The following is a 22,954-nucleotide window of genomic DNA, read 5'->3' on the forward strand; positions in this document are numbered from 1 at the left end:
GCCTGAGGAACTCGCGTGAAGAACGATCAGAAGAATTTCCTGCTGTTCGCGGTATTGGCTGCGCTGGTGCTGTTCGGCTGGCCGTATATCGCCAACCATTTCTTCCCGGCCGCCAATCCTCCGGTGACGAAGCTGGAGGACGGCAAGAGCAAGCCCGTCGCCAACCCCGCGACCGATCCCGCCGCCGACACCGCCAACGCGATTCGCGACCGGGCGGTGGTGCTGCGCGAAACCCCGCGCGTCGTGATCGACACCCCGGCGGTACGGGGCTCGATCAACCTGCGCGGCGGGCGGATCGACGACCTCGTGCTGGTCAAGCACCAGGAAACCATCGCCAAGGATTCGCCGCCGGTCCGGCTGCTGTCGCCGTCGGGCACGACCGATGCCTATTTCGCGCAGTTCGGCTGGAGCGGCACCGGCATCACGCCCCCGCCCGCCGACGCGCTGTGGACCGCCAGCGGCAACAAGCTGACGCCGACAACGCCGGTCACGCTGACCACGCAGGCGGGCAGCCAGCGCTACCTGATGCAGATCTCGGTCGATACCGGCTATATGTTCACCGTCCGCCAGAGCGTGGTGAACACCGGCGCGCAGCCGGTGCAGGTCGCCACCTACGGCCTGCTCAGCCGTCGCGGCGCGCCGGTCGACAAGGATACGATGACGATCCAGGTCGGCCCGATCTACGAAGCGGGCAACGGCGTGAAGTTCGACGTCGACTACAAGGATATCGACGCCGCCCCGACCAGCTTCAGCACCAAGGGCGGCTGGCTCGGCTTCACCGACCATTACTGGATGACCGCGCTGATCCCCGATCAGAACGCGCAGCACGCGCTGTCGCTGAAGGGCGGCGACCAGCGTCACCAGGCCGATTACCGTTCGCCCACCCTCGCCACGCTCAATCCGGGGCAGGCGATGACGCAGAGCGCGCGCTTCTTCGCCGGTGCCAAGGAAAACAAGCTGCTGAACGCGTATGAGGAACAGGGCGTGCCCTATTTCTCGCGCTCGATCGACTGGGGCTGGTTCCGCATCGTCGAGGAACCGATCTTCACCTATCTCGACTGGCTGTTCCGCATGGTCGGCAATTTTGGCGTGGCGATCATCCTGCTGACGTTGACGATCCGCGGCCTGATGTTCCCGATCGCCCAGCGCCAGTTCGCCTCGATGGCGGCGATGCGCGCGATCCAGCCCAAACTGAAGGTGCTGCAGGAACGCTACAAGGACGACAAGCCGCGCCTCCAGCAGGAGATGATGGCGCTGTACAAGACGGAAAAGGTCAATCCGGTCGCCGGCTGCCTGCCGACGCTGATCCAGATTCCGATCTTCTACGCGCTGTACAAGGTACTGCTGCTGACCATCGAAATGCGGCACCAGCCGTTCGTCGGCTGGATCAAGGATCTGTCGGCACCCGATCCGGCAACGATCCTGAACCTGTTCGGCTATCTCGACTTCACGCCCCCGCACTTCCTCGCGATCGGCATCGTGCCGGTGTTGCTGGGCATCTCGATGTACTTCCAGTTCAAGCTGAACCCGGCGCCGATGGACGACATGCAGAAACAGGTCTTCGGGCTGATGCCGTGGGTGCTGATGTTCATCATGGCCCCGTTCGCGGTGGGCCTCCAGGTCTACTGGATCACGTCGAACCTGCTCACCATCGCGCAGCAGCAGCTGCTCTATTCGCGGCATCCGGCGCTCAAGCAGGCTCCGGCAAAGTGAACGACCTCCCACCCCCGCCACCGGGCGACGACCGCTTCGACCCCGAACAGGCCGAGGCGGCACGCAAGATCTTTGCGGGGCCGATCCAGTTCCTGAAGTCGGCTCCGTCGCTGGAGCATCTGCCCCCGCCCGAGGTGGCCGAGATCGCTTTCGCCGGCCGGTCGAACGTCGGCAAGTCGTCGCTGCTCAACGCGCTGACCGGCCGCACCTCGCTGGCGCGGACCTCGGTCACGCCGGGGCGGACGCAGGAGCTGAACTTCTTCGACATCGGCACGCCGCTGAAATTCCGGCTGGTCGACATGCCCGGCTACGGCTTTGCCAAGGCGCCCAAGGACATGGTCCGCAAGTGGCGCTATCTCGTGAACGACTATCTGCGCGGGCGGCAGGTGCTGAAGCGCACGCTGGTGCTGATCGATTCGCGCCACGGCATCAAGGATGTCGACCGCGAGGTGTTCGAGATGCTCGACAAGGCTGCCACCAGCTACCGCATCGTGCTGACCAAGACCGACAAGATCAAGGCGAGCGAGCTGGACGCGGTCTATGCCGCGGTCGGCGACGAGGTGCGCAAGCGCCCCGCGGCGCATCCCGACGTGATCTCGACGTCGAGCGAGAAGGGCATGGGCATCGCCGAACTGCGCGCGGCGGTGATCGAATCGCTCGGGTAGCCTCGGCTCCGACCACGCCCGTCACGCCAACGCAGGCTGGGGCCTCCCCGTTGGAACACGCAGCGCCTGCCACGCCCGTCACCCCAGCCTGTGCTGGGGTGACGGGCGTGGCAGGGATGCCGGACCGGCCCTACCCCTGCCTCGTCGCGAACAACCCCGCCCCCAGCGCCACCGCGCCCACCGACAACGCGCACGCGACGATCATCAACGCCCCGTCGCGCACCAGCAGCGCGATGCCGAACGCCATGATCGCCGCCATCGGCGCAGTGCTGGCAAACGGCAACAGTTCCAGCGGCGGCACGGTCAGGCACAGCAGCAGCACCGCGACTCCAGCGACCTTGACCATCGGTCCTTTCGTTAGTGCCGGCAACCGGCCGTGGAACCACCTGTCCATCCGCTTGGCGATCGGCCGGCCCTTCTCGACAACCTTTTGCAGATTGCCGCCCTTCATCCCGCGATTGGCGAGGAACCCCGGCAGCCACAGATGCTTGCGGCCGAGCACCAACTGGATGGCCAGCAAAGCAAGGACCGCCGCCAGTGCGGTCGGCAGGCCGGGAATGCCACCGACCGGCGAAATCTCGATCATCGGCAGCACGATCAGGAACGGGCCATAGGCGCGGTGGCCCATCGCCTCGAGCATGTCTCCCAGTCGGACCTTGTCGCCACCGGCATCATCGCCCAGTTCCTGCAACCGGTCGAGCACCTCGCCCACGCTGTGCGGATCGCCGCCTTTTCCGTTCTCGACCATGGCCTTGGCAACGGATCGTTTCGCCTGCGGTTCCGGCGGGGTCGACAGCCCCGCCGCCGCGTGGCACGACTCGCCCCATGCTGAAGCTCATCATCGGTAACAAGGCCTATTCCTCCTGGTCGCTGCGCGGCTGGCTGGCGGCCAAACTGTCGGGCCTGTCGTTCGAGGAGGTCGTCGTGCCGCTCTACGACGCCGACTGGGACAAGCGGCGCGAGGGCGACGAGTTCGCGCCGTCGTCGGGCAAGGTGCCGATCCTGTGGGACGGTGACGACATCGTCGTGTGGGACAGTCTGGCGATCGTCGAATATCTGAACGAGAAATCGGGCGGCGACAAATTCTGGCCCGCCGATCCCGCCGCACGTGCGATGGCGCGGTCGATGGCGGCGGAGATGCATTCGGGTTTCGCGCCGCTGCGCCGCAAGCACAGCATGAACGTCCGCCAGGTTTATGACCCCACCCAGCCCGACGACGACGTGCTCGCCGACCTGTCGCGCATCTACGAGTTGTGGGCGCAGGCGCGTGCCCGCTTCGGCCAGGGCGGCGACTTCCTGTTCGGCGCATTCGGCGCGGTCGACATCATGTTCGCGCCGGTCGCGACGCGCATCGTGACCTATTCGCTCCCCTGCCCGCGCTTCGCGATGGGCTACATCATCACCCTCATCAACCATCCGTGGATGCAGGACTGGATCGCCGCCGCACAGGAGGAGGATTGGGTGCTGGAGCAGTATGAGCAGGCGGTGAAGTAATCCTCCCCGGTACGGGGAGGGGGACCAGCGAAGCTCGTGGAGGGGGCAGTCGGCATACGCTGTCGTTGCGTTGCGCGGAGAGCCCCCTCCACCGCTTCGCGGCGGTCCCCCTCCCCGTGCCGGGGAGGAACTACGCGAGAAATTCGGCGATCGCGTCGCCCAGCTCGCGTTTCACCACCGCGCTCATATGGTTGCCCGGCGTCTCGACCAGCCGCGCATCGGGCAACAGTCCGGCCAGCGCCGCATGGCTGCCATTATCGTCGTCGTCCTCGCCCGCCAGCACCAGCACCGGCTGCCCGATCGCCGCCAGCTGTTCGCGCGACGTATCGACGAACGTGTCGAGCACGCCCAGCAACGCCACCGGATCGCCACCGGTGGTCTTCAGGAACGCCTCCGCCATCCATTCGGGCGATCCGCGCTCGAAACTGCCGAGGTTGGTCAGGATGCGCCGGAAATGCGCCGCACGCCGTCCGGTATCGAGCAACCCTTCCAGCCCCATGCCGCTCAGCACCAGCCGCTGCGGGGTCGCCCCCATCGTCAGCATCCGCACCGCCGTCCGCGCGCCCAGCGAATAGCCGCCCAGATCATAGTCGCTCAGCCCGAGATGCGCGATCAGCGCCATGCCGTCCCGCGCCAGCGCATCGGGCGGATACGCCTCCGCGCCGTGCGGCCGTGCGCTCTGCCCATGCGCGCGCAGGTCGGGCATGATGATCCGCCGCCCGAGCGCGGCGAGCTTCGCGGCATGGCCGTACTTGATCCAGTTGGTGTCGGCATCGCTGAAATAGCCGTGGATCAGCATCACCGGTTCGCCCTCGCCCAGTTCGTGCCACGCGATCTCGACGCCGTCGAAGCTGGCGAAACGATGGGTGGCGACGCTGGATGGGTTCACGATGCTGCCTTTGCCTGTTGGGATCGCCGCGATATGGGCGGCCGGGCGGCGGGTGTCGAGGCGTACCGAACCGCGTTTTGCCGCTTCACCCCCGCCGCGAACCGCGCTACGGTCACGCGCAACAATATAACAGCCTTGGGGAAGGATGCCGGCCTGACCGGAGTTCGCCGCCATCGCCCCCGCCCTGCCCCACAGCGCCGTTCCGCACAGCCGGTCCGAAGATGCCTACGCGATCATCGTCGGCTGCGTGATGATCGCGCTCGGCCTCGCGCTGCTCCATGCTGCCGGGCTGGTGACGGGCGGGATCGCAGGTGTCGCGCTGCTGGTCTCCTATCTGGTCCCGCTGCCGACCGGCGTGCTGTTCACGCTCATCAACATCCCCTTCTTCCTGTTCGCGAAACGGGCGATGGGGTCGCGCTTCATGTGGCGCACCATCGCCGTCAATGGCGGGATCGCGCTGTTCTCCACCATGGCGCGCTACAATCTGCGCATCGTCGAGGTACATCCGGCCTTCGCCGCGATCGCCGGCGGCACGGTGATCGGCATGGGCATCCTCGCGCTCGCCCGCCACGATGCCGGCGTCGGCGGCACGGGAGTCGTCACCCTGTGGCTGCAACGCACCCGCGGCTGGAACGCCGGCCGCACGCAGATCGCGATCGATCTCGCCATCCTCGCCGCGTCGTTCGCGGTGGTCGCCCCGACGCAGGTGGCGTGGTCGGCGCTCAGCGCCGCGGCGATCAGCGGCATCCTGATCGCGTGGCACCGGCCGGGGCGCTACACGGGGTATTGAGGGAGGCGAACGAAGCCCCGCCAGTCGTCGGAGTCTGCTCCACCGGCATGGCAACGTTACCCCAGCGAAGGCTGGGGTCTCCATCGGCTCATGCTCCGCGCTACCACCGGGAGGGCGCGCGGAGCGCCATCCGCGCAACCTGCGTCACCCTGACCCGATCCGGGGTGACGAAACAGCCAGAGCGTCCGGCCGCCGGATCGCGACGTCCGCTCAGGCCGCGATCGCGACCCCCTGTTCATGATCGCGCAGCATCGCCGCCGCCCGTTCGGTCGCACTGCGGATATCGTCGGACAGCGACTTGACCTCGCGCGCGACGACCGCGAACCCGCTGCCCGCCTCGCCCGCCCGCGCCGCCTCGATCGCGGCGTTGAGCGCCACCAGCCGGGTCTGCGTCGTAATGTCGCCAATCGCCGTGACGATTCCCGACAGCTGCGTCATGACCTGCCGCAGTGCCCCGGCCTGCTCCTCCAGCCGGCCGCGAAACTGCTGCCCCTCCGCAAGGCGCGCCTGCACCTCGCGCTCCAGCAGCACCTGTCGCGTCATGTCGGTCGCGATCTTGACGATCTTCGCCGGGCGTCCCTCGGCATCGAGCACCGGGTTGTAGGTCGCCTGCAACCACACATCCCCGCCGCGCCGGTCGAGCCGCCGGTACAGCCCACTGTCGAACGCCCCGCCCGCCAGCTTGCGCCAGAAAGCGGCATAATCGCGCGAGGCCGCTTCGGCCGGGCAACAGAATATCCGGTGGTGCGCGCCCCGCACCTCGGCCAGCGTATAGCCCATCGTTCCGAGAAACGCGTCGTTGGCCCACAGGACGCGGCCGTCGAGCGCGAACTCGATGACCGCCTGCGACCGACAGATCGCCTCCCACGCGCCCAGATGCAGCGCGTCGTCCCGGGTGCCTTCCATATCCATGCGCAAACCATGGCGGCAATTGGTTAGCGTTTCGTTAGGAGATGCGTGCCCACCGCCGAAAACCGGCCCGCGTTCGTACCGTTCAATCCTTTTGCAGGTGCCGCCGACCCAGCAATTCCGCAATTTGTACCGCATTCAGCGCGGCACCCTTGCGCAGATTGTCGGACACGCACCACAGCGCGAGGCCGTTCTCAACGGTCGAATCCTCGCGCACGCGGCTGACATAGGTCGCGAATTCGCCGACGCATTCGACCGGCGTCACGTATCCGCCGTCCTCGCGCTTGTCGACCAGCATGATGCCCGGCGCTTCGCGCAGGATCTTCTGCGCATCCTCAGCCGACAGCTCGTTTTCCAGTTCGATGTTGATCGCTTCCGAATGGCCGACGAACACCGGCACGCGGACACAGGTGGCGACGACCTTGATCTTGGGATCAAGGATCTTCTTGGTCTCGACCACCATCTTCCACTCTTCCTTGGTCGATCCGTCGTCGAGGAAGCTGTCGATGTGCGGGATCACGTTGAACGCGATCTGCTTGGTGAACTTCCTCGGCTCGGCACTGTCGCCGACGAAGATGTTGCGGCTCTGCTCGAACAACTCGTCCATGCCCGCCTTGCCCGCGCCCGACACCGATTGATAGGTCGCGACGACCACCCGCTTGATCGTGGCGGCGTCGTGCAGCGGCTTGAGCGCCACCACCATCTGCGCGGTCGAGCAGTTCGGGTTCGCGATGATGTTCCTGACGCGATAGCCGTCGATCGCCTCCGGGTTCACCTCCGGCACGATCAGCGGCACGTCGGGGTCCATGCGGTACAGCGACGAATTGTCGATCACGGTACAGCCGGCCGCGGCGAACTTCGGTGCGTAGACGGCGGTCGCCTCGCTGCCGATCGCGAACAGCGCCATGTCCCACCCGGCGGGATCGAAATGCTCGATATTCTGGATCTTGTACTGCTTGCCGGTCTCGCCGAAATCGGCCATCTCGCCCGCCGAGCGCGACGAGGCGAGCACCGCCAGATCGTCGATCGGAAATTCGCGTTCCGCCAAGATGTTCAGCATCTCGCGCCCGACATTGCCGGTCGCGCCCGCGACGACTACCCGATATCCCACTTGCTTACTCCGCGTTCTTAACTTGCGCGGACGCATAGTGAAGCCGCAAGAAAAGTCCAGCAGATCGCGCGATCGGCGAGGCGTTGCAGAACTGCTTGCCGCCAATCTCCTCCTGCGACACGCTACGGGCACCCATCGGGAGTTCGAAATGCCTCGACCACCGCACACCGGTTTCTATCTGAGCGATATTCCGGCCGCCATGCCCCATGAAGGCTGGCCAGTCGGCGCGAAGCTGATGAAGAACTGGTTCGCGCGGCGCGAATGGGTGATGCCGACGCCGGTGAAGCGTGGTCAGCGACCGCCCCCGCCCCGGGCCATCGACACGACCGGTGTAACCATGGCGTGGGCGATGCGCGTCCCGCGGTTCGCCGCGGCTCGGCAGACGCTCCTTGCGACAGGGGCAAACGTCTGATCCCGCAGGTAATCGTTGCGGTGCGCCCATGAACGGGCGGCAACGAACCGCGTTGATGGTCGCCATGGCCGTGGCAGGCGGCATCGCCATTGGGGTTCCGATGGGCATGCGACTGACCGGCGCCGGAGACCTGATCGATATCGAAACCTCGCCGGATCGAAAGGAGCGGATCGAACTGTATCGGCCGAACCGGTGGCAACGGTCTACCGGCCATGACTCCGGCGACCATGCCGTGGCCCGGCTGGCGTCTGCTGCGGACGGGGCGACCCTTGCCGTCAGCCCACCCTTCTACCTCGACGGTGCGGGGACGACACGATGGTCGGCGCAGGGCGTGGCGATCGGCGTCGCCGTGCGCTACGATCGTGCCACCGGGCAGTGGCGGGTGCCATAGGCCACCACCGCCGCCCCCGTCATTTCTCCTTCACCTGACGATCGAGGAAGTTCAGGATCGTCTTCCACAGATGCTCGCTCACTCCCGCGCCACCCACGCGGTGGGTCTGCCCCGGATACAGCATCAGTTCGAACGGCGTCGCCGACTTCTGCATCGCCGCCATCATCGCCGTCGAATGTTCGAGCACGACGTTGTCGTCGGCCATGCCGTGGATCAGCAGCAGCGGGTCGCGGATCTTCGCCGCGTCGGGCACCGTCGCCGACGTCGCATAGGCGTCGGGCACCTGCCGCGGATCGCCCATATAGCGTTCGGTATAATGGGTGTCGTACAATTCCCAGCGCGACACCGGTGCGCCCGCCACGCCCGCCGCGAATACCCCCGGCGCCTTTTCCAGCATCTTGAGCGTCATGTAGCCGCCATAGGACCAGCCATAGGTCGCGATCTTGTCAGCCGCAACGAACGGCAGCGTCTTGAGGTAATTGGCACCGGCGATCTGGTCGTCGACCTCGACCGATCCCATCGCGCGGAAGATTTGGTCCTCGAACGCCTTGCCGCGTTCGGGCGATCCGCGATTGTCGATCTCGAACCAGATCCATCCCCGATCGACCAGATACTGGCGCAGCGCCCCGCCCCATGCCCGGCGCACGACCTGGCTGCCCGGCCCGCCATAATGCGAGAAGAACACCGGATAGCGCTTGCCCGTCTCCAGCACGGGGGTAATCATGTTCCAGTGCAGCGTCGATCCGTCGGCCGCCCTGATCTCGCCGAACTGCGTCGGGCGATGGCTGGCGACATAGGGCGCGTAGGGATGGTCGCCGGTCAGCGCATTCTCGTTGATCCACGCGATCCGTTTGGCCGAGCTGTCGGCCAGATAGGTCTGCGCCGGCTGGTCGGGACTGGAGCGCGTGACGATCAGCCGCGACGCCTTGCCATCCATCGACGCACCGTACGACCAGCCCGCCTCGGTCATCCGCGTGACCGCGCCGGGCTTGTTCAGGTCGACGCGGTACAGCTGCCGCTCCAGCGCGTCGTCCTTGTTGGCGAGGAAATAGACCCTGCCCTTCGCCTCGTCGACACCCGCGAGGTCGGCGACCATCCACTTGCCGTTGGTCAACTGCGTCCACTTGCCCGCCTTCCAGCGGTACAGATGGCCGTATCCGTCACGCTCCGACCACCAGATCAGGCTGCCGTCCTTCATCGCGTGATAGGCGTCGGACAGGTTGACCCAGCTCTTCGGCCCCGATTCTTCGCTGAACAACACGGTGGCCGCGCCGGTGGCAGGGTCGACGCGCAGCATGTCGAGCTTCGTCTGCGCCCGGTTCTGCCGCTGCACCAGCAGCGCCTTGCCATCCGGCGTCCAGTCGACCCGCGCCAGATAGATGTCGGGGTCGGGGCCGAGATCGACCTTCACCTTCCCCGTGCCATCGGCCTTCATCACGTACAGCTCGACCAGCACGTTCGCGGTACCCGCCTTCGGGTAACGCTGCTGGTAGACGCTCGTCCCCTCCGCACCGATCGCCGAGCGGGTGACGATGCCGACCGGCGCCTCGTCGAAGCGCTGCACCGCGACCCTGCGGTCGTCGGGCGACCACCAGTAACCGGTGCGCCGCCCCATTTCCTCCTGCGCGACGAATTCAGCCTCGCCGAAATGGACCGTGCCCTTGCCCTCGGTGGTGAGCGCGGTTTCCTTGCCGGTCTTCAGGTCGAGCGCGACGAGGTTCTGGTCGCGCACGAAACTGACATAGCTGCCCTCGGGGCTGACCACCGGGTTCAGCTCGCCGCTCTCGCTGTTGGTCAGCCGGCGGACGTCGCCGCCGATCGAGGCGAGGTACAGGTCGCCGTCCAGCGGCACGAGGATCGACTGGCCGTCGGGCGCCCAGTCATAGGCGAGGATGCCGCGCTTGCCGGTCAGCGAGCGGTCGCGCTCGCGCTGCATCTTCTCCGCCTCGGACAACGCGGCGCCGGTGCCGACCTTCTTCGAATCGACCAGCATCCGCCACGTGCGCGTGGTCGTATCCATCGCCCACAGGTCGAACCGCTCGCGCTCGTCGGCGCGGTTGCGCAGCAGCGTGACGTATCTGCCGTCGGGCGACAGGCGCAGGTTCTGCGGCTGGCTGCCGTTCAGGTCGGGGCTGGCGAACACCCGCTCCAGCGTCAGCTCGCCCGCCTTCGCCGGCGCGGCCGCCCCGGCCGGCTGTGCCGGTTCACTCGCCATCCCGGCCTGACCCATCGCCAGCAACGCCGCGCCCATCAACCATTTTACCATAGTGCCCCGTATCCCAGTCCGGCGCCGACGCGCCGATCGTATCAGCTGTTATCGTCGCACGGCGGGCGGAGGTAAATGGGGGATGTGGAGCCGCTTCGTCGCGCCCGCTCCTACATCGTCTCGCCCGGATCGACCCCCCACAGCCGCGCCTGTTCGACATAGCCCCCGCGCCCGCGCACGTCGAAGAAGCACCATGCGCCGTTGCAGCGCGACAGCCGCCCGACCACGCCCGGCGCCGCGCGCCACACCACCGCCGCACCCGCCTGCGGCGACGCACGCAGTTCCAGCACCTCGCGCCCAACGAACCCGGTGCGGCGATCGCTCAGCAACCCGACCTGCAACCACCCGCGCGTGCCGTCGGGGTCCTCCACCCGGCGCCAGTCCTGATAGACGTCGACGACCCTGATCGGCATGTCCGCGCGGCGGTACACCCACTGGGTCGGATAGTTCTTGCCCGGGCCGCTGCGCATCCGCGCCTCGCCCGCCGCGATCGACGCGTAATAGGGCGGCTTGCGGCGCTGCGCCTCCGCCGGACCCGCCGCCAGCATCGTCAGCACCGCGGCCACTGCGATCGATTGCCCGACCAGGCGCATGATATCGTCCCCGTTTGTCTATGGCCCCGCATCTATCGGCAAGCGGGGCGTCACGGCAAGTCGTTGACGCAAGCCCTGCCACCCGCCAATCCTGCGACATGGCCGCACCCTCCCCCCCGCCCCGCACGCCCCGAGTACAGGTCACCCGGCGGCTTCCGGCGGCGACCGAGGGGCGGATGGCGACGCTGTTCGACACCGTCTTCAACCAGGACGACCATGCCCTTTCGCGGGGTGAACTGGCCGCGGCGATGGCCGACTGCGACGTGCTGGTCCCCGCCGTCACCGACGTGATCGACGCCGCGCTGATCGCCGCCGCGCCCGATCGCCTGCGCCTGATCGCCAATTACGGCGCGGGGGTGAACCATATCGACCTGAAGGCGGCGCACGCCCGCCGCATCCTCGTCACCAACACGCCGGGCGTCCTGACCGAGGATACCGCCGACATGGTCATGGCGCTGATCCTCGCCGTCCCGCGGCGACTGGCCGAGGGCGAGAAGCTGGTGCGTTCGGGCGAGTGGAAGGGGTGGAGCCCCGGCGGGATGCTGGGCCATCGCATCGGCGGCAAGGCGCTGGGCATCATCGGCATGGGCCGCATCGGACAGGCGGTCGCCCGCCGCGCCCGCGCCTTCGGCCTGTCGATCCACTATCACAACCGCCACCGCCTTCCACAGGCGGTCGAGGCGGAACTGGGCGCGGTGTGGCATGCCGATCTCGACGAGATGCTGGGCGTCATCGACCTGCTGACGATCCACACCCCGCGCAACGCCGACAGCGAGAACCTGCTCGACGCGCGCCGCATCGCCCGGCTGCGCCGCCACGTCTATCTCATCAACGCCTCGCGCGGCGGCATCGTCGACGAAGAGGCGCTGGTCGACGCGCTGGAGCGCGGACGCCTCGCCGGCGCCGGGCTCGACGTCTGGGCGCACGAACCGGCGATCGATCCCCGGCTGCTGGCGCTGCCCAATGTCGTCATGACCCCGCACATGGGATCGGCGACGCTGGAGGGCCGCGTGGCGATGGGCGAAAAGGTCATCACCAACATCCGCGTATGGGCCGACGGCCACCGACCGCCCGATCAGGTGCTGGACGGGTTGCGGTAGAGAAACGGGGGGAGCGCGATGCGGTGGATGTGGATCGCCGGTGGCCTGATGCCGGTCGCGGTGCTGACGGTCGGATCGATCGCGTCGGCCACCGGGGGACAATCCGAAGCGGACAAGCCGATCGTCTGCCCGCTGTCCGCCCCCTATCGCACCGACAATCCCTTCGCCCGCATCCTTCGGCACGAACTGCCGGTATCGATCATCGCCGAAGACCGGCGGGTCATCGCGATCGTGCCGCTGGACTGGAAGCGCCCCGGCCATGCGCTCGTCATTCCGAGGGCGCCGGTGCGGAACCTGTACGACCTGAACGACCGCGACACGCTGGCCCTGATGCGGATGGCGAAGCGCGTCGCGACCGCGCAGCAGCGCGCGTTCGGGAGCACCGGCTTTGCCTTGCAGCAGAACAATGCCGTCAGCCAGCATGTCTGCCACTTCCACCTGCACGTCACTCCGAACACGCCGCCGGCGCCCCGGCCCAACGCGACGCGCGCCGAAATGGACGATATCGCCAGGCGACTGAAGGCTGCCCTGCCGCCCGGCTGATGGGTCGCCGGACGCGCCACCGGGCCGCCAACCGTAACATATTGCCGTTGACAGGCAGCGCCGCCCGCTTCGTGAGGATATCATGCATTTCGATCTGATCCAGTCGCTCGGCCTGTGCGGCGATCCGCTGATCCCCAACGACGACCGCGCCGGCAGTACCGCCGGGCGGGCGTGGGTGATCGACGGGGCGACGGACCTCTGCCGGCCCGGCCTGCTGGGGGAACAGGGCGGCGCGGCATGGCTGGCGATGACCGCCGACGCCGCCTTCGCCACCGCCGTCGGCGAAACGCTGACCGATGCCTGCGCACAGGTGTTCGCGCGGGTGGAAGCCCGCTACCACGCCGAACGCCGTCGCGAACCCGAGGGGCCGTGGGAACTGCCCCGCGCCTCGTTCGCGGTGGTGCAGTTCGCCGGCGACGTGCTGGAACTGGCATGGGCCAGCGACTGCTCGATCCTCCACGCCACCAGCGACGCCATCCGTTGGCGCACCCCTGCCCCCAACCGCACGCGCGAAAGCGCGCAGGCGGCGGCACTCGGTCCCGGCATCGGCGCGGCGAAGCTGTCGACCCCGGCGATCCTCGACGACCGCCGCGTCGCGCGATCGCGCGCCAACCAGCGTGTCCTCGGCGTCGATGCCGCGGAAGCGCTGGCGATCCTCCAGACCGCGCGGTTCGACGTGGCGGTCGGCGACGAACTGCTGCTGATGACCGACGGCATGGTCGCGCTGGTCGATTCATACGGCGTCCACGATGCCGACAGCCTGTTCGCCGCCGTCCGCGCCAACGGACTGGCCGCGCTCGGCACCGAATTGCGCGGCATCGAACGGGACGATGCCGCCTGCCTGCGCTATCCCCGCTTCAAGGTCAGCGACGACGCGACCGCCCTGTGGTTGCGCATCGGCGGCTGATCGCGCGGCGCGGCCTCAATCCTCCTCGTCGGCGAACCGTCGGCGGGGCACGGCCGCGCTGCCGTCGTCGACGACCGGGCGCAAGAGCCGCGACAGCCACGCTTCGGCACGCGGCAGGTCCCCGGCATTGATCGGCAGGCGATCGATCGGCTTCAATCGTCCGTCGTACAGGTCAACATGCGTCAGCGGAAACGCACCGACCACGACCACCGTCGTTCCATAGCCCGCCACGGTGGCGAGATCGATCGTCTTCGTCCGGTAGAACTGCGTCACCCGGATCGTGTCGCCCTCGATCCGCCAGTGGAAATCCTGGATGCCGAACCCGGCAACGACGAAGCACAGCACGAACAGGCCGATCGCCATGCCGGACCAGATCTCGGTCGCGGGCAGCGTCGCCCAGTGCCGCGCCATCGCGTCGATGATCGCGAGCAGCGCCGCCGAACCGCCCAGAATGGCGAACCAGCTCAGCAGCCGCTTGGGCCATCCGGTACGGAACACCAGTGGTTCGGACATGATACCTCGCAAGATGTGATTCGCCGCGATCGTACCGCACGGCCGCAGCCGATGCCCAGCAGCCGGATCGGCCGTTGCTCTGGACCCGATCCGGGCCCCGACGAACCACTTTCCTACAGCCCGCCCCCCTGCCAACCTCTCCGCCGGCCCGTCACGGTCCCGCTCTTTGACACCGCCGCTACCCGTCACGCGCCAACGGCGCACGAGTGTGACTTTCGTGACCTTTGGCGGAAATCCTAGGACCGATCGACATTCAGGCCGTACACCCGCGCAGGCGGGGGTCCAGAGTAACGGCAGGACAACATTCGTGGCTCTGGACCCCCGCCTGCGCGGAGGTACGTGAACCAGAAAGGCTCCTGATCCTGCTGGATGGCGCTCCAATTCGCTGAATGTCGATCGGTCCTAGGGCTTGATGCCCGCCAGCCACTCCGCGATCATCGCCTGCCCCGCGCGCACCGCCGCCGGGCCCAGCGTGCGATACTGCTCGGTCAGCGCACCGCGATGCTTCGGGCAGTCGAGATAGTCGACCCATGCCTCGAACCGCGGATCCTCGCCCATCTCGGCATGGAATTGCAGCGCCAGAAGGTTCACCCCGCGCCGGAACCCCTGCCGATAGCGCGGCGTCGTCGCCAGCAGTTCGGCACCCTCGGGCAGGTCGAACGTGTCGCCATGCCAGTGCAGCACCGGCACGTCCGCGACATGCGTCAGCGGCGATGCGACCGGCGTCAGGTCGATGGCTCCGAACCCGATCTCGCTGCCGGTCCCCCTGTAGACCGCCGCGCCCAGCGCCGCCGCCACCATCTGCGCGCCCAGGCAGATGCCCAGCGTCGGGCGGTCCGCGTCGAGCCGCCGCGACAGCGCGGCGATCTCGCCCGGTATCCACGGATGGTCGGCGACGTCGTACACCCCCATCGGGCCGCCCATCACGATCAGCAGGTCGGGGGCGGTCAGGTCGGCGGTGGCGAAGGCCGGGTCGGTCACGTCGATCCGGTCGATGGCATATCCCGCCGCCTCCACCGGTACGCGATACCCGGCGCAGCCTTCATAGGGGACGTGGCGGACGATCAGTGCGGATTTCATGGGTGCAGTCTATCGCGCGCAAACTGAATGGCACCTGCAATGTTTCTTTGTGTTGCGATGGGACGGGTTTGGAACCGTTGCGAAGGAAAACCATTGGCGTGCCGTAGCGTAAACAGGAGCAACCCCATGAAGAAGATCGCAACCATCGTCCTCGCCCTCGCCGCCGGCAGCTCGCTCGCCGCCTGCTCGACGCTGCGCGGGGGCGCGATCGGCGCGGCCGGCGGCGCTGGCATCGCGGCGGCCACCGGCGGCAATGTGGAAAAGGGTGCAGCCGTGGGCGGCGTCGGCGGCGCGGTGGTCGGCACGGTCGTCGACGATTGACCGGGCGGCTGGCCGGGGTGGCCTACCGCCCCGGTCAGCCGGCCAGTAGAGCTGCGCGTGCCAGATCCTTGGGCCGGCCGAACGCCGCCAGCATCTCGATCAGTTCGTCCGGACAAGGGGTCGGAACCGATAGATTTCCGATCGGGACGAATATCCGCGTTCTGGGCCAGACATCACACCATAGCCCCTGCCGGTTCGATCGAAATCCGGCCATGAACTCGATTGTGACAGTCCCGATCGCAACCGCGGCATAGAAGTCCGATCGGAAAAGCGCGTGACCATCGCATTCTCGTCGGACAATGCCCGATAAAGCCGCAACCAGCGGAACGTCCTCCACAGCCAGCAATATATCGATGTCATCGACGACGATCGGCTCGCGCGTGTGCAGAGCGACCGCCGCGCCGGCGATCACCCACCACGGCTTACGCGCGTCGCGCAACACGGCGTCGGCTACGGCCAGCGCCGCAACGTGACCGGCTGACAGCCCCGCCATCAATCCCCGGTCAGGATCCGGTCGACCAGCTGCTTCACGCTCGGCACGAAGCCGTTCGAATAGAACGGATCGCGCTTGAAGTTATAGGCGGCGTGCCCCGCGAACATCAGGTTCTGGTCGGTCGGTCCGCCATGCGCGATGTCCTGCAACGTCTTCTGGATGCAGAAGCTGCGCGGATCGGCCAGCCGCCCGGTCGAGTTCGTATCGCTGTCGGCCCAGCTCGAAAAGCTGCACTGCGACAGGCAGCCCATGCAGTCCGCTTGGTCCTTGCGGATGATGCCCTTTTCCTCGGGGGTCACGAACACCAGCGTATTGTCCGGCGTCTTGAGCGATTCGGTGAAGCCCAGCCCGTACCATTCGCGCGCGCGCATCAGGTCGCCCTGCGTCACCCAGAAGTTCTTGCCCTTCACCCCCACGTCGAGCTGGAAGACATGGTCGCCCGCCTCCTGCCGCGAAAAGGCGATCTGCCGCTCCGACCGCGCTTCGAGCTGGCGCAGGAACGGGTTGCGCACCGCCGACGAATAGAAGCCGGTCGGGCTGAACCGGTGCAGCAGCACCTCGCCCTGCTCGATCTCCATCAGCTTCGCCTTCCACTCGGGCGGGATCGGGCTTTCCTGCGTCAACAGCGGGCGCGTGCCGAACTGGAACGCGATCTTGCCCAGTTCGGGATTGTCGATCCAGTCGCTCCAGTCGCGCAGGTACCACACGCCCCCCGCCATCACGATCGGCACGTCGTCGGAAATGCCGCCCTCGCGCATCGTCGCGCGCAGGTCGCGCACGCGCGGATACGGGTCCTGCGGCGCCAACGGATCCTCGGCATTGGACAGGCCGTTATGGCCGCCGGCCAGCCACGGGTCCTCGTACACCACCGCCGCCAGCCATTCCGACGCCTTCGAATAGGCGCGCTTCCACAGCGCGCGGAACGCACGGCCCGACGACACGATCGGCAGATAGCTGACGCCGTAGGACGCGGTGATTTCCGACAGTTTGTACGGCATGCCCGCACCGCAGGTCACGCCCGACACCAGCCCGCGGGTGCGTTCCAGCACCCCGTGCAGGATGCGCTGCGCCCCGCCCATTTCCCACAACACGTTGATGTTGATCGCGCCGTTGCCGCCCGCGATCTCCCAAGCGCGCCGCACCTGCTGCACCGCGCCCTCGATCGCGTATTCGATCAGCTCTTCATGGCGTTCGCGACGGGTCAGCGCCTTGTAGACCTGGGGAATGATCCTGCCCTCGGCATCGTAGCTGTCGGCGTTGACCGCCGATACCGTGCCGATACCGCCCGCCGCCGCCCATGCGCCGGCCGACGCATGGTTGGTCGCGGCAACGCCCTTGCCCCCCTCGATCAGCGGCCAGACTTCGCGGCCGTTATAGACGATGGGCGACAGACCTTTGAACAACGCAACCTCCAGCGGGAACCACGAAGCGGACCGGACAAAAGGCCCCGCCGCATCCAGCCGTCATTAATGGCTGCCACGCGCGAAGGCGAGCAAATTGCGAGGAGTGCCCCGCCGCGTCCGGTTTCGTGCCCGCCCGCCGTGACGGCGCGAACTTATCCCAACGCCCCCGGCCGCCCGATCGCGCGCTCGTACAGCGCCTTGTACGCCGCGATCATCCTCGCCTCGTCGAACTCGGCTCGTGCCTTGGCAAGGTTCGCCTCACCCACCCGGCGGCGCGCGTCGGCGTCGACCGCGAGCATCTGCAACCGGTCGCGTAGGTGAACCTCGTGCCGGTCGATGCCCATGTGCGGATGGTTCTCCGGCGTGACCATCGCCATGATGTCGCCGACCGGCGGGGCGACGACCGGCAGCCCGGTCGCCATCGCCTCCATCACCGAAATCGGCTGCTGCTCGCTGCGCGACGACAGGGCGAAGATGTCGAACAGCCCCATATAGCGATACGGCTCGGCTATAAATCCGGGCAGGTGGACGCGGTCGTCGATGCCCATCGCCTCGGCCGCGTCGAGGATCGTCTGCCGCTCGGGCCCCTCGCCGACGATCACCAGCCGGACCTTCACCGCGATCCCGCCCACCGCCCGGACCAGCAGCGGCAGGTCCTTGACCTCGCGCAGCCCCGCGACGGTGCCGATCACCACTTCGCCCGGCTTGCGGCGGAAACCGGGGATCGCGTCTGGCGCAACATCCTGCGCATAGCGTTCGACCGGAATGCCGTTGCCGATCAGGTGCAGGCGATGGCCGGGCTGTTTCCACGGCCCGCGCGCGACCTGCATCAGGCGCTGCGACGGCACGACCAGCGCCTCCGCCGCGCCCAGCGCGAACCGGCGGTACAGGTTGCGCACCGGGTTCAGCCGGGTCGCCTCGTCCTCGTTGAAGCCGTCCTCGTGATGGACGACCGGCGGCATGCCCTTCGCGAACACCCGCCTCGCCATCACCCCGTCGATCGCGCCCCAATTGTATGTCAGCACCAGGTCGAACCGCGCCATGAACTTCGCGATCGCCTCGTACCGCGCGACCGACGGCTTGCCGGTCAGCGGCGGCGGGTTCTGCGCGATCTCGTACGCGATATGGTCGGCGATCGCCGCGCGCGCCTCGGTCCGCTCGGGCACGCCCGACACGATCGTGTGTACCGCATGGGGCCCCCATGCATGCATCAGCCGGATCGCGCGCGCTTCCTTGCCGCCATAGGCGAAGGACGAATGCAGGTGCAGGATGCGGACCGGCCTGCTCATGCCGCCGCGACCCGCGCCAGCAGACCGTCGATCGCGCCGACCGCCGCCGGTTCGGTCAATACCGGCGCATGTCCGACATCGGCCACCATGGTCAGCTCGGCCCCCTCGATCCGCACCGCCATCGCCTCGGCGACGTTCGCGGGCAGGATGTCGGACAACGCGCCGCGCACGATCGCCACCGGCTTGCCCGCCAGCGCCTCGTACGCGCGCCACATGTCCGGCCCGGCCTCGTTGCCCGGCACGCGGAACGGCTCGGCGATCTTCATGTCGTAGTCGAGGATGATCCGCCCCGCCGAATTGAGCCGGTGCAGGCGCTTGGCCATGTGCAGCCAGTCGTGCACCGCATAGCCCGGATAGGCATCGCCATTGCCATCGCCCACCGCCCGCGCGGCGTGCATCCAGGTCGGGTGGCTGACCTGCCGCCCGACATAGCCGCGGATGCGCCCCAGCCCGACGGGATCGAGCTCCGGCCCGACATCGTTCAGCAGCGCGGCGGCGATCCGGTCGCGATCGGTCGCCGCCAGCAGCATGGTCAGGATTCCGCCCAGCGACGTACCGAACGCGACGACGCGCGGCAGCTCCAGCTGGTTCAGCAGCGCCTCGACATCCTGCAGATAGACCAGGGGCACATAGGTCATCGGATCGCGCGCATAGCCGCTTTCGCCGCGCCCGCGCATCTCCGGCACGATCAGCCGCCATTCGCCCGCCAGCCGGTCGGCCACGTCCTCCCAGTCGCGGGCGTTGCGGGTCAGGCCGTGCAGGCACAGGATCGCCGGGCGGTCGTCGCGCCCGGGATAGTCGCGATAATGCAGTCGGAGGCCGTCGTTCGACCACCAATAGCCATCGGTGAAGCGTTGCTTGTCCAAAAGCGCCATCACCCCCCATATCGCCGCATGGCCGAAAACCCGCAACCCGCTCGCTATCGTCCCCGCACCGATATTCTGGACCTGGGCGATCCCTTTTACGACGCGGTGACGGCGGCGGACTTTCCCGCGCACATCCTTCGCTTCCGCAACGATCGTGCGGCGGCGGAGATCGGGATCGTTCCAGCAACCAACACCGCCGCAATTGACCGTACCCCCACGGAGGCGGGGGTCCAGAGCCCGGCAGAACCACAAGCAGCGATCGAAACCCTGGATCCCCGCCTGCGCGGGGATACGGGAGGGGGTGTTCTAAACCTGTCCGACGCGGCATGGATCGACCACTTCGCCCGCTTCACGCCGCTTCCCGGCAGCCTGCCCCGCCCCCTCGCGCTGCGCTATCACGGGCATCAGTTCCAGTCGTACAATCCCGATATCGGCGACGGCCGCGGCTTCCTCTACGCACAGGCGACCGACCATCGCGACCGCCTGCTCGACCTCGGCACCAAGGGGTCGGGCCAGACCCCGTACAGCCGCTTCGGCGACGGTCGCCTGACGCTCAAGGGCGGCGTGCGCGAGGTGCTGGCGACCGAGATGCTGGAGGCGCTGAACGTCCCCACCTCGCGCAGCTTCTCGCTGGTCGAGACCGGCGAGGAACTGGTGCGCGGCGACGAACCCTCGCCCACCCGCTCGGCCGTGCTGGTCCGGCTGAACCACAGCCATGTCCGCATCGGAACGTTCCAGCGGCTGGCCTATGAACGCGACGGCGACGCGATGCGCCGGCTGATCGACTATGTCCTGACCCGCCTCTACGACCGCACGCCCGGCAGCGATCCGGCGATCGAGCTGTTCGACGAAGCGGTCGGCCGGGTCGCGACGCTCGCCGCGCGGTTCATGGCCGCGGGGTTCGTCCATGGCGTCCTCAACACCGACAACATCAACCTGACCGGCGAGAGCTTCGACTATGGTCCGTGGCGCTTCGCCCCGACCTGGGACGCGGGCTTCACCGCCGCCTATTTCGACCATCACGGCCTCTACGCCTTTGGTCGCCAGCCCGACGCGATGCACTGGAACGTCATGCAGCTGGCGGTGGCGCTGCGCACCGTCGTCGATGCCCCGCCATTGATCGCCGTGCTCGAAACCTTCCCGACACGCCATGCGCAGGCGGCGACGGACGCGATCCTGTGGCGGCTGGGCGTCCGTCCGCGCGATCCCGACGGCGACCGCGCGCTCGCCGATGCGGTCACCGCCGCGCTCGCCGGCTCGGGCATGGCGATCGACCGCTTCTTCCACGACGCGTTCGGCGGCTGGCTACCCGAAGGCGACGACTGGGCCCCGTTCGAGGCGGTTCGCGCGCACCTGTCCGACTATCGCCCGCGCAAGGGACGCGACCATCCCTATTGGTCGGACGCCCGGCCCTGTTCGATGCTGATCGACGAGGTGGAGGCGATCTGGTCCGCCATCGCCGAACGCGACGACTGGGCACCGTTCGCGGCAAAGGTCGCCGCGATCCGCCGGATGGGCGCGGCGCTTGCCTGACCCCAACGCTTCGTAGCAAATGAAGTCTTAACGCATTCGGGTCCACAGGATGCGCGACACCAGGGGGCAGTTGAACACCGCGATGGCCGAACTCGTATCGACCGAACCCGCCACCGGCGCGACGCTGTGGCGCGGCCCGATCGGCATTGCCGATACCGAAGTCGCCGCCGCGCGCACCGGATGGGCGGGATGGGCCTCGCGGTCGCTCGCCTATCGGATAGAGGCGCTGCGCCGTTTCGCCAACGTCGTACGCGGCCGGTCGGAAGCGTTCGCCGACGTCATCGCCCGCGAAACCGGCAAGCCGTTGTGGGAAGCGCGCAGCGAGGTCGAATCGGTCGTCGCGAAGGTCGACATCTCGGTCACCGCCTATGGCGACCGCTCCAGCCAGCGCCGGCTGGAATCGCCGATGAACTCGCGCATGGCGCTGCGGCACAAGCCGCACGGCGTGCTGGCGGTGCTGGGGCCGTACAACTTCCCCGCACACCTGCCCAACGGCCACATCGTGCCGGCGCTGATCGCGGGCAATGCGGTGGTGTTCAAGCCGTCCGAAAAGACGCCGGCGACCGGCGCGTTCCTGATCGACTGCTACCGCGCGGGCGGCGTGCCCGACGACTGTGTCCGCCTGCTGATCGGCGATGCGGAGCAGGGGCGCGCACTCGCCGGCCATCCCGATATCGACGGACTGCTGTTCACCGGATCGGCGCGCACCGGCATCGCGCTCAACCGCCAGTTCGCCGACACCCCGGACAAGATCCTCGCGCTCGAGATGGGCGGCAACAACCCGATCGTCGTGTGGGGAACGCCCGACCTGTACGCCGCCGCGGTGCTGGTGGTGCAATCGGCCTTCACCTCCGCCGGACAGCGCTGCACCGCCGCGCGGCGGCTGATCGTCGAACGGCGGCTCGCGGAACCGTTGCTGGCGGAGATCGGCCGGCTGTGCGACCGCCTCATCATCGGCGAACCCCATGCCGATCCCGCCCCGTTCATGGGCCCGGTGATCGACAACGAGGCCGCCGACCAGCTGACCGAAAGCTTCCTGTCGCTGACCTCGCGCGGCGGTCGGCCGCTGCGTTTCCTGCAACGGCTGGTCGAAGGGCGGCCGTTCCTGACCCCCGGCATCATCGACATGTCCGACACCGCCGAGCGCAGCGACGTCGAGCTGTTCGGCCCCGTGCTCCAGCTGTTCCGGGTCGACAGCTTCGACGATGCGATTACGGAAGCGAACAATACCCGCTACGGCCTGTCCGCCTCGCTGATCTCGCAGGACCCGCAGCTGTACGACCGGTTCTGGGCCAACATCCGCGCCGGCATCGTCAACTGGAACCGTCCGACCAACGGTGCCTCGTCCAACGCCCCGTTCGGCGGCATCGGCCTGTCGGGCAACCACCGCCCGTCGGCCTATTACGCCGCGGACTATTGCGCCTATCCGGTGGTGTCCGCCGAAGCCGAACAGGCGCGTGCATCGATCGGCATCGGCCTGCGCAACGAATAGGACGTCGCTTCCGCCGCCGACAAGCAGCGCGACTCCCGGCAACCAACGTCACCCCAGCCCAGGCTCGGGTCTCCCAGTCGGGAAACGCCGCGCGCCGCCACCAAGATACCCCAGCCTGCGCTGGGGTGACGTGTCTGGCGGAGAGTAGTTCTCGCTAAACAATCCCTACCCGTGCCCCAAG

Annotated in this window: 24 protein-coding genes; 12 read left to right on the forward strand and 12 right to left on the reverse strand. The window is 67.8% G+C overall.

Annotation, left to right across the window (positions count from 1 at the left end; translation table 11 throughout):
* Positions 1-15 precede the first annotated feature (15 nt).
* Together yidC and yihA are read left to right on the forward strand one after the other, a co-directional pair.
* Positions 16-1,713, forward strand: coding sequence for a membrane protein insertase YidC (yidC, locus tag QLH51_RS04790; protein WP_125656470.1), 1,698 nt, complete (start codon positions 16-18; stop codon positions 1,711-1,713).
* Positions 1,710-2,378: a ribosome biogenesis GTP-binding protein YihA/YsxC gene (gene yihA / locus QLH51_RS04795; protein ID WP_125656467.1), complete on the forward strand. Its 669-nt coding sequence runs from the start codon at positions 1,710-1,712 to the stop codon at positions 2,376-2,378. Before yidC ends, yihA begins: the two co-directional genes overlap by 4 nt.
* 130 nt (positions 2,379-2,508) lie before the next feature.
* Here the strand turns inward: yihA and QLH51_RS04800 are convergent, their stop codons facing one another.
* Positions 2,509-3,126, reverse strand: a complete 618-nt coding sequence (locus tag QLH51_RS04800; protein WP_125656465.1) for an exopolysaccharide biosynthesis protein — start codon at positions 3,124-3,126, stop codon at positions 2,509-2,511.
* A gap of 77 nt (positions 3,127-3,203) precedes the next feature.
* Between QLH51_RS04800 and QLH51_RS04805 the strand changes: the two genes are divergently transcribed.
* The gene (locus tag QLH51_RS04805; protein WP_206428935.1) at positions 3,204-3,872 is read left to right on the forward strand and encodes a glutathione S-transferase family protein; all 669 of its coding nucleotides are present in this window, start codon (positions 3,204-3,206) and stop codon (positions 3,870-3,872) included.
* Positions 3,873-4,002: 130 nt separating this feature from the next.
* Here the strand turns inward: QLH51_RS04805 and QLH51_RS04810 are convergent, their stop codons facing one another.
* The gene (locus tag QLH51_RS04810; RefSeq protein WP_206428934.1) at positions 4,003-4,761 is read right to left on the reverse strand and encodes an alpha/beta fold hydrolase; all 759 of its coding nucleotides are present in this window, start codon (positions 4,759-4,761) and stop codon (positions 4,003-4,005) included.
* Positions 4,762-5,011: 250 nt separating this feature from the next.
* Between QLH51_RS04810 and QLH51_RS04815 the strand changes: the two genes are divergently transcribed.
* On the forward strand, positions 5,012-5,551 hold the full coding sequence (locus tag QLH51_RS04815) for a YitT family protein (RefSeq protein WP_125656462.1): 540 nt from the start codon (positions 5,012-5,014) through the stop codon (positions 5,549-5,551).
* A gap of 210 nt (positions 5,552-5,761) precedes the next feature.
* On the opposite strand, the gene QLH51_RS04820 is transcribed toward QLH51_RS04815, so the two are convergent.
* Positions 5,762-6,463: a methyl-accepting chemotaxis protein gene (locus tag QLH51_RS04820; RefSeq protein WP_206428932.1), complete on the reverse strand. Its 702-nt coding sequence runs from the start codon at positions 6,461-6,463 to the stop codon at positions 5,762-5,764.
* Between the two features lie 82 nt (positions 6,464-6,545).
* The gene (locus QLH51_RS04825) at positions 6,546-7,571 is read right to left on the reverse strand and encodes an aspartate-semialdehyde dehydrogenase (protein WP_125656457.1); all 1,026 of its coding nucleotides are present in this window, start codon (positions 7,569-7,571) and stop codon (positions 6,546-6,548) included.
* A gap of 37 nt (positions 7,572-7,608) precedes the next feature.
* Between QLH51_RS04825 and QLH51_RS04830 the strand changes: the two genes are divergently transcribed.
* Both QLH51_RS04830 and QLH51_RS04835 read left to right on the forward strand, forming a co-directional pair.
* Entirely contained in the window at positions 7,609-7,983 is a 375-nt protein-coding gene (locus QLH51_RS04830) for a DUF6402 family protein (protein WP_125656454.1), read from the forward strand.
* A gap of 100 nt (positions 7,984-8,083) precedes the next feature.
* Positions 8,084-8,374: a hypothetical protein gene (locus QLH51_RS04835; protein WP_164516104.1), complete on the forward strand. Its 291-nt coding sequence runs from the start codon at positions 8,084-8,086 to the stop codon at positions 8,372-8,374.
* 19 nt (positions 8,375-8,393) lie between these two features.
* Here the strand turns inward: QLH51_RS04835 and QLH51_RS04840 are convergent, their stop codons facing one another.
* Both QLH51_RS04840 and QLH51_RS04845 read right to left on the reverse strand, forming a co-directional pair.
* Positions 8,394-10,589, reverse strand: a complete 2,196-nt coding sequence (locus QLH51_RS04840; RefSeq protein WP_283514402.1) for a S9 family peptidase — start codon at positions 10,587-10,589, stop codon at positions 8,394-8,396.
* Positions 10,590-10,750: 161 nt separating this feature from the next.
* Positions 10,751-11,233: an SH3 domain-containing protein gene (locus tag QLH51_RS04845; protein WP_125656445.1), complete on the reverse strand. Its 483-nt coding sequence runs from the start codon at positions 11,231-11,233 to the stop codon at positions 10,751-10,753.
* Positions 11,234-11,331: 98 nt separating this feature from the next.
* On the opposite strand from QLH51_RS04845, the gene QLH51_RS04850 reads away from it, so the two are divergent.
* From QLH51_RS04850 to QLH51_RS04860, 3 genes are all read left to right on the forward strand, one after another.
* The gene (locus tag QLH51_RS04850) at positions 11,332-12,333 is read left to right on the forward strand and encodes a 2-hydroxyacid dehydrogenase (RefSeq protein ID WP_125656442.1); all 1,002 of its coding nucleotides are present in this window, start codon (positions 11,332-11,334) and stop codon (positions 12,331-12,333) included.
* A gap of 18 nt (positions 12,334-12,351) precedes the next feature.
* Positions 12,352-12,876 (forward strand): HIT family protein, encoded by a 525-nt coding sequence (locus QLH51_RS04855; protein WP_125656439.1) that lies wholly within the window; start codon positions 12,352-12,354, stop codon positions 12,874-12,876.
* Between the two features lie 82 nt (positions 12,877-12,958).
* Entirely contained in the window at positions 12,959-13,783 is an 825-nt protein-coding gene (locus QLH51_RS04860; RefSeq protein ID WP_125656436.1) for a hypothetical protein, read from the forward strand.
* 15 nt (positions 13,784-13,798) lie between these two features.
* Here the strand turns inward: QLH51_RS04860 and QLH51_RS04865 are convergent, their stop codons facing one another.
* The gene (locus QLH51_RS04865; protein WP_125656433.1) at positions 13,799-14,296 is read right to left on the reverse strand and encodes a hypothetical protein; all 498 of its coding nucleotides are present in this window, start codon (positions 14,294-14,296) and stop codon (positions 13,799-13,801) included.
* Between the two features lie 402 nt (positions 14,297-14,698).
* A complete protein-coding gene (locus QLH51_RS04870) occupies positions 14,699-15,376 on the reverse strand; it encodes a glutamine amidotransferase-related protein (protein WP_125656430.1) in 678 nt (225 codons plus the stop codon).
* Between the two features lie 126 nt (positions 15,377-15,502).
* On the opposite strand from QLH51_RS04870, the gene QLH51_RS04875 reads away from it, so the two are divergent.
* Positions 15,503-15,697: a hypothetical protein gene (locus QLH51_RS04875; protein WP_125656428.1), complete on the forward strand. Its 195-nt coding sequence runs from the start codon at positions 15,503-15,505 to the stop codon at positions 15,695-15,697.
* Positions 15,698-15,731: 34 nt separating this feature from the next.
* Here QLH51_RS04875 and QLH51_RS04880 read toward each other — a convergent pair whose 3' ends face one another.
* From QLH51_RS04880 to QLH51_RS04895, 4 genes are all read right to left on the reverse strand, one after another.
* Complete coding sequence (locus tag QLH51_RS04880; protein WP_125656425.1) at positions 15,732-16,190, reverse strand: hypothetical protein; 459 nt, start codon at positions 16,188-16,190, stop codon at positions 15,732-15,734.
* Complete coding sequence (locus QLH51_RS04885) at positions 16,190-17,593, reverse strand: NAD(P)H-dependent flavin oxidoreductase (RefSeq protein WP_125656422.1); 1,404 nt, start codon at positions 17,591-17,593, stop codon at positions 16,190-16,192. The genes QLH51_RS04880 and QLH51_RS04885 overlap by 1 nt, the downstream gene beginning before the upstream one ends.
* A 152-nt stretch (positions 17,594-17,745) precedes the next feature.
* Entirely contained in the window at positions 17,746-18,882 is a 1,137-nt protein-coding gene (locus QLH51_RS04890; protein WP_125656419.1) for a glycosyltransferase, read from the reverse strand.
* Positions 18,879-19,757 (reverse strand): alpha/beta fold hydrolase, encoded by an 879-nt coding sequence (locus tag QLH51_RS04895; protein WP_125656416.1) that lies wholly within the window; start codon positions 19,755-19,757, stop codon positions 18,879-18,881. The genes QLH51_RS04890 and QLH51_RS04895 overlap by 4 nt, the downstream gene beginning before the upstream one ends.
* 18 nt (positions 19,758-19,775) lie before the next feature.
* Between QLH51_RS04895 and QLH51_RS04900 the strand changes: the two genes are divergently transcribed.
* Positions 19,776-21,281, forward strand: coding sequence for a protein adenylyltransferase SelO family protein (locus QLH51_RS04900; RefSeq protein ID WP_125656413.1), 1,506 nt, complete (start codon positions 19,776-19,778; stop codon positions 21,279-21,281).
* A 49-nt stretch (positions 21,282-21,330) separates the two neighbouring features.
* Positions 21,331-22,773: a succinylglutamate-semialdehyde dehydrogenase gene (gene astD, locus QLH51_RS04905; RefSeq protein WP_206428930.1), complete on the forward strand. Its 1,443-nt coding sequence runs from the start codon at positions 21,331-21,333 to the stop codon at positions 22,771-22,773.
* The last annotated feature ends 181 nt before the right edge of the window (positions 22,774-22,954 follow it).

Origin of the sequence: Sphingomonas sp. 2R-10, from assembly GCF_030062225.1 — a bacterium.
Taxonomy (GTDB): domain Bacteria; phylum Pseudomonadota; class Alphaproteobacteria; order Sphingomonadales; family Sphingomonadaceae; genus Sphingomonas.

Excerpts from the sequence above, each read along its gene's own strand:
- QLH51_RS04800 (WP_125656465.1), bottom strand. The coding sequence starts at position 3,126 with ATGGTCGAGAACGGAAAAGGCGGCGATCCGCACAGCGTGGGCGAGGTG.
- QLH51_RS04805 (WP_206428935.1), top strand. The coding sequence starts at position 3,204 with ATGCTGAAGCTCATCATCGGTAACAAGGCCTATTCCTCCTGGTCGCTG.
- QLH51_RS04815 (WP_125656462.1), top strand. The coding sequence starts at position 5,012 with ATGATCGCGCTCGGCCTCGCGCTGCTCCATGCTGCCGGGCTGGTGACG.
- QLH51_RS04820 (WP_206428932.1), bottom strand. The coding sequence starts at position 6,463 with ATGGATATGGAAGGCACCCGGGACGACGCGCTGCATCTGGGCGCGTGG.
- QLH51_RS04835 (WP_164516104.1), top strand. The coding sequence starts at position 8,084 with ATGGGCATGCGACTGACCGGCGCCGGAGACCTGATCGATATCGAAACC.
- QLH51_RS04840 (WP_283514402.1), bottom strand. The coding sequence starts at position 10,589 with ATGGCGAGTGAACCGGCACAGCCGGCCGGGGCGGCCGCGCCGGCGAAG.
- QLH51_RS04845 (WP_125656445.1), bottom strand. The coding sequence starts at position 11,233 with ATGCGCCTGGTCGGGCAATCGATCGCAGTGGCCGCGGTGCTGACGATG.
- QLH51_RS04850 (WP_125656442.1), top strand. The coding sequence starts at position 11,332 with ATGGCCGCACCCTCCCCCCCGCCCCGCACGCCCCGAGTACAGGTCACC.
- QLH51_RS04855 (WP_125656439.1), top strand. The coding sequence starts at position 12,352 with ATGCGGTGGATGTGGATCGCCGGTGGCCTGATGCCGGTCGCGGTGCTG.
- QLH51_RS04860 (WP_125656436.1), top strand. The coding sequence starts at position 12,959 with ATGCATTTCGATCTGATCCAGTCGCTCGGCCTGTGCGGCGATCCGCTG.
- QLH51_RS04865 (WP_125656433.1), bottom strand. The coding sequence starts at position 14,296 with ATGTCCGAACCACTGGTGTTCCGTACCGGATGGCCCAAGCGGCTGCTG.
- QLH51_RS04870 (WP_125656430.1), bottom strand. The coding sequence starts at position 15,376 with ATGAAATCCGCACTGATCGTCCGCCACGTCCCCTATGAAGGCTGCGCC.
- QLH51_RS04875 (WP_125656428.1), top strand. The coding sequence starts at position 15,503 with ATGAAGAAGATCGCAACCATCGTCCTCGCCCTCGCCGCCGGCAGCTCG.
- QLH51_RS04880 (WP_125656425.1), bottom strand. The coding sequence starts at position 16,190 with ATGGCGGGGCTGTCAGCCGGTCACGTTGCGGCGCTGGCCGTAGCCGAC.
- QLH51_RS04890 (WP_125656419.1), bottom strand. The coding sequence starts at position 18,882 with ATGAGCAGGCCGGTCCGCATCCTGCACCTGCATTCGTCCTTCGCCTAT.
- QLH51_RS04895 (WP_125656416.1), bottom strand. The coding sequence starts at position 19,757 with ATGGCGCTTTTGGACAAGCAACGCTTCACCGATGGCTATTGGTGGTCG.
- QLH51_RS04900 (WP_125656413.1), top strand. The coding sequence starts at position 19,776 with ATGGCCGAAAACCCGCAACCCGCTCGCTATCGTCCCCGCACCGATATT.
- astD (WP_206428930.1), top strand. The coding sequence starts at position 21,331 with ATGCGCGACACCAGGGGGCAGTTGAACACCGCGATGGCCGAACTCGTA.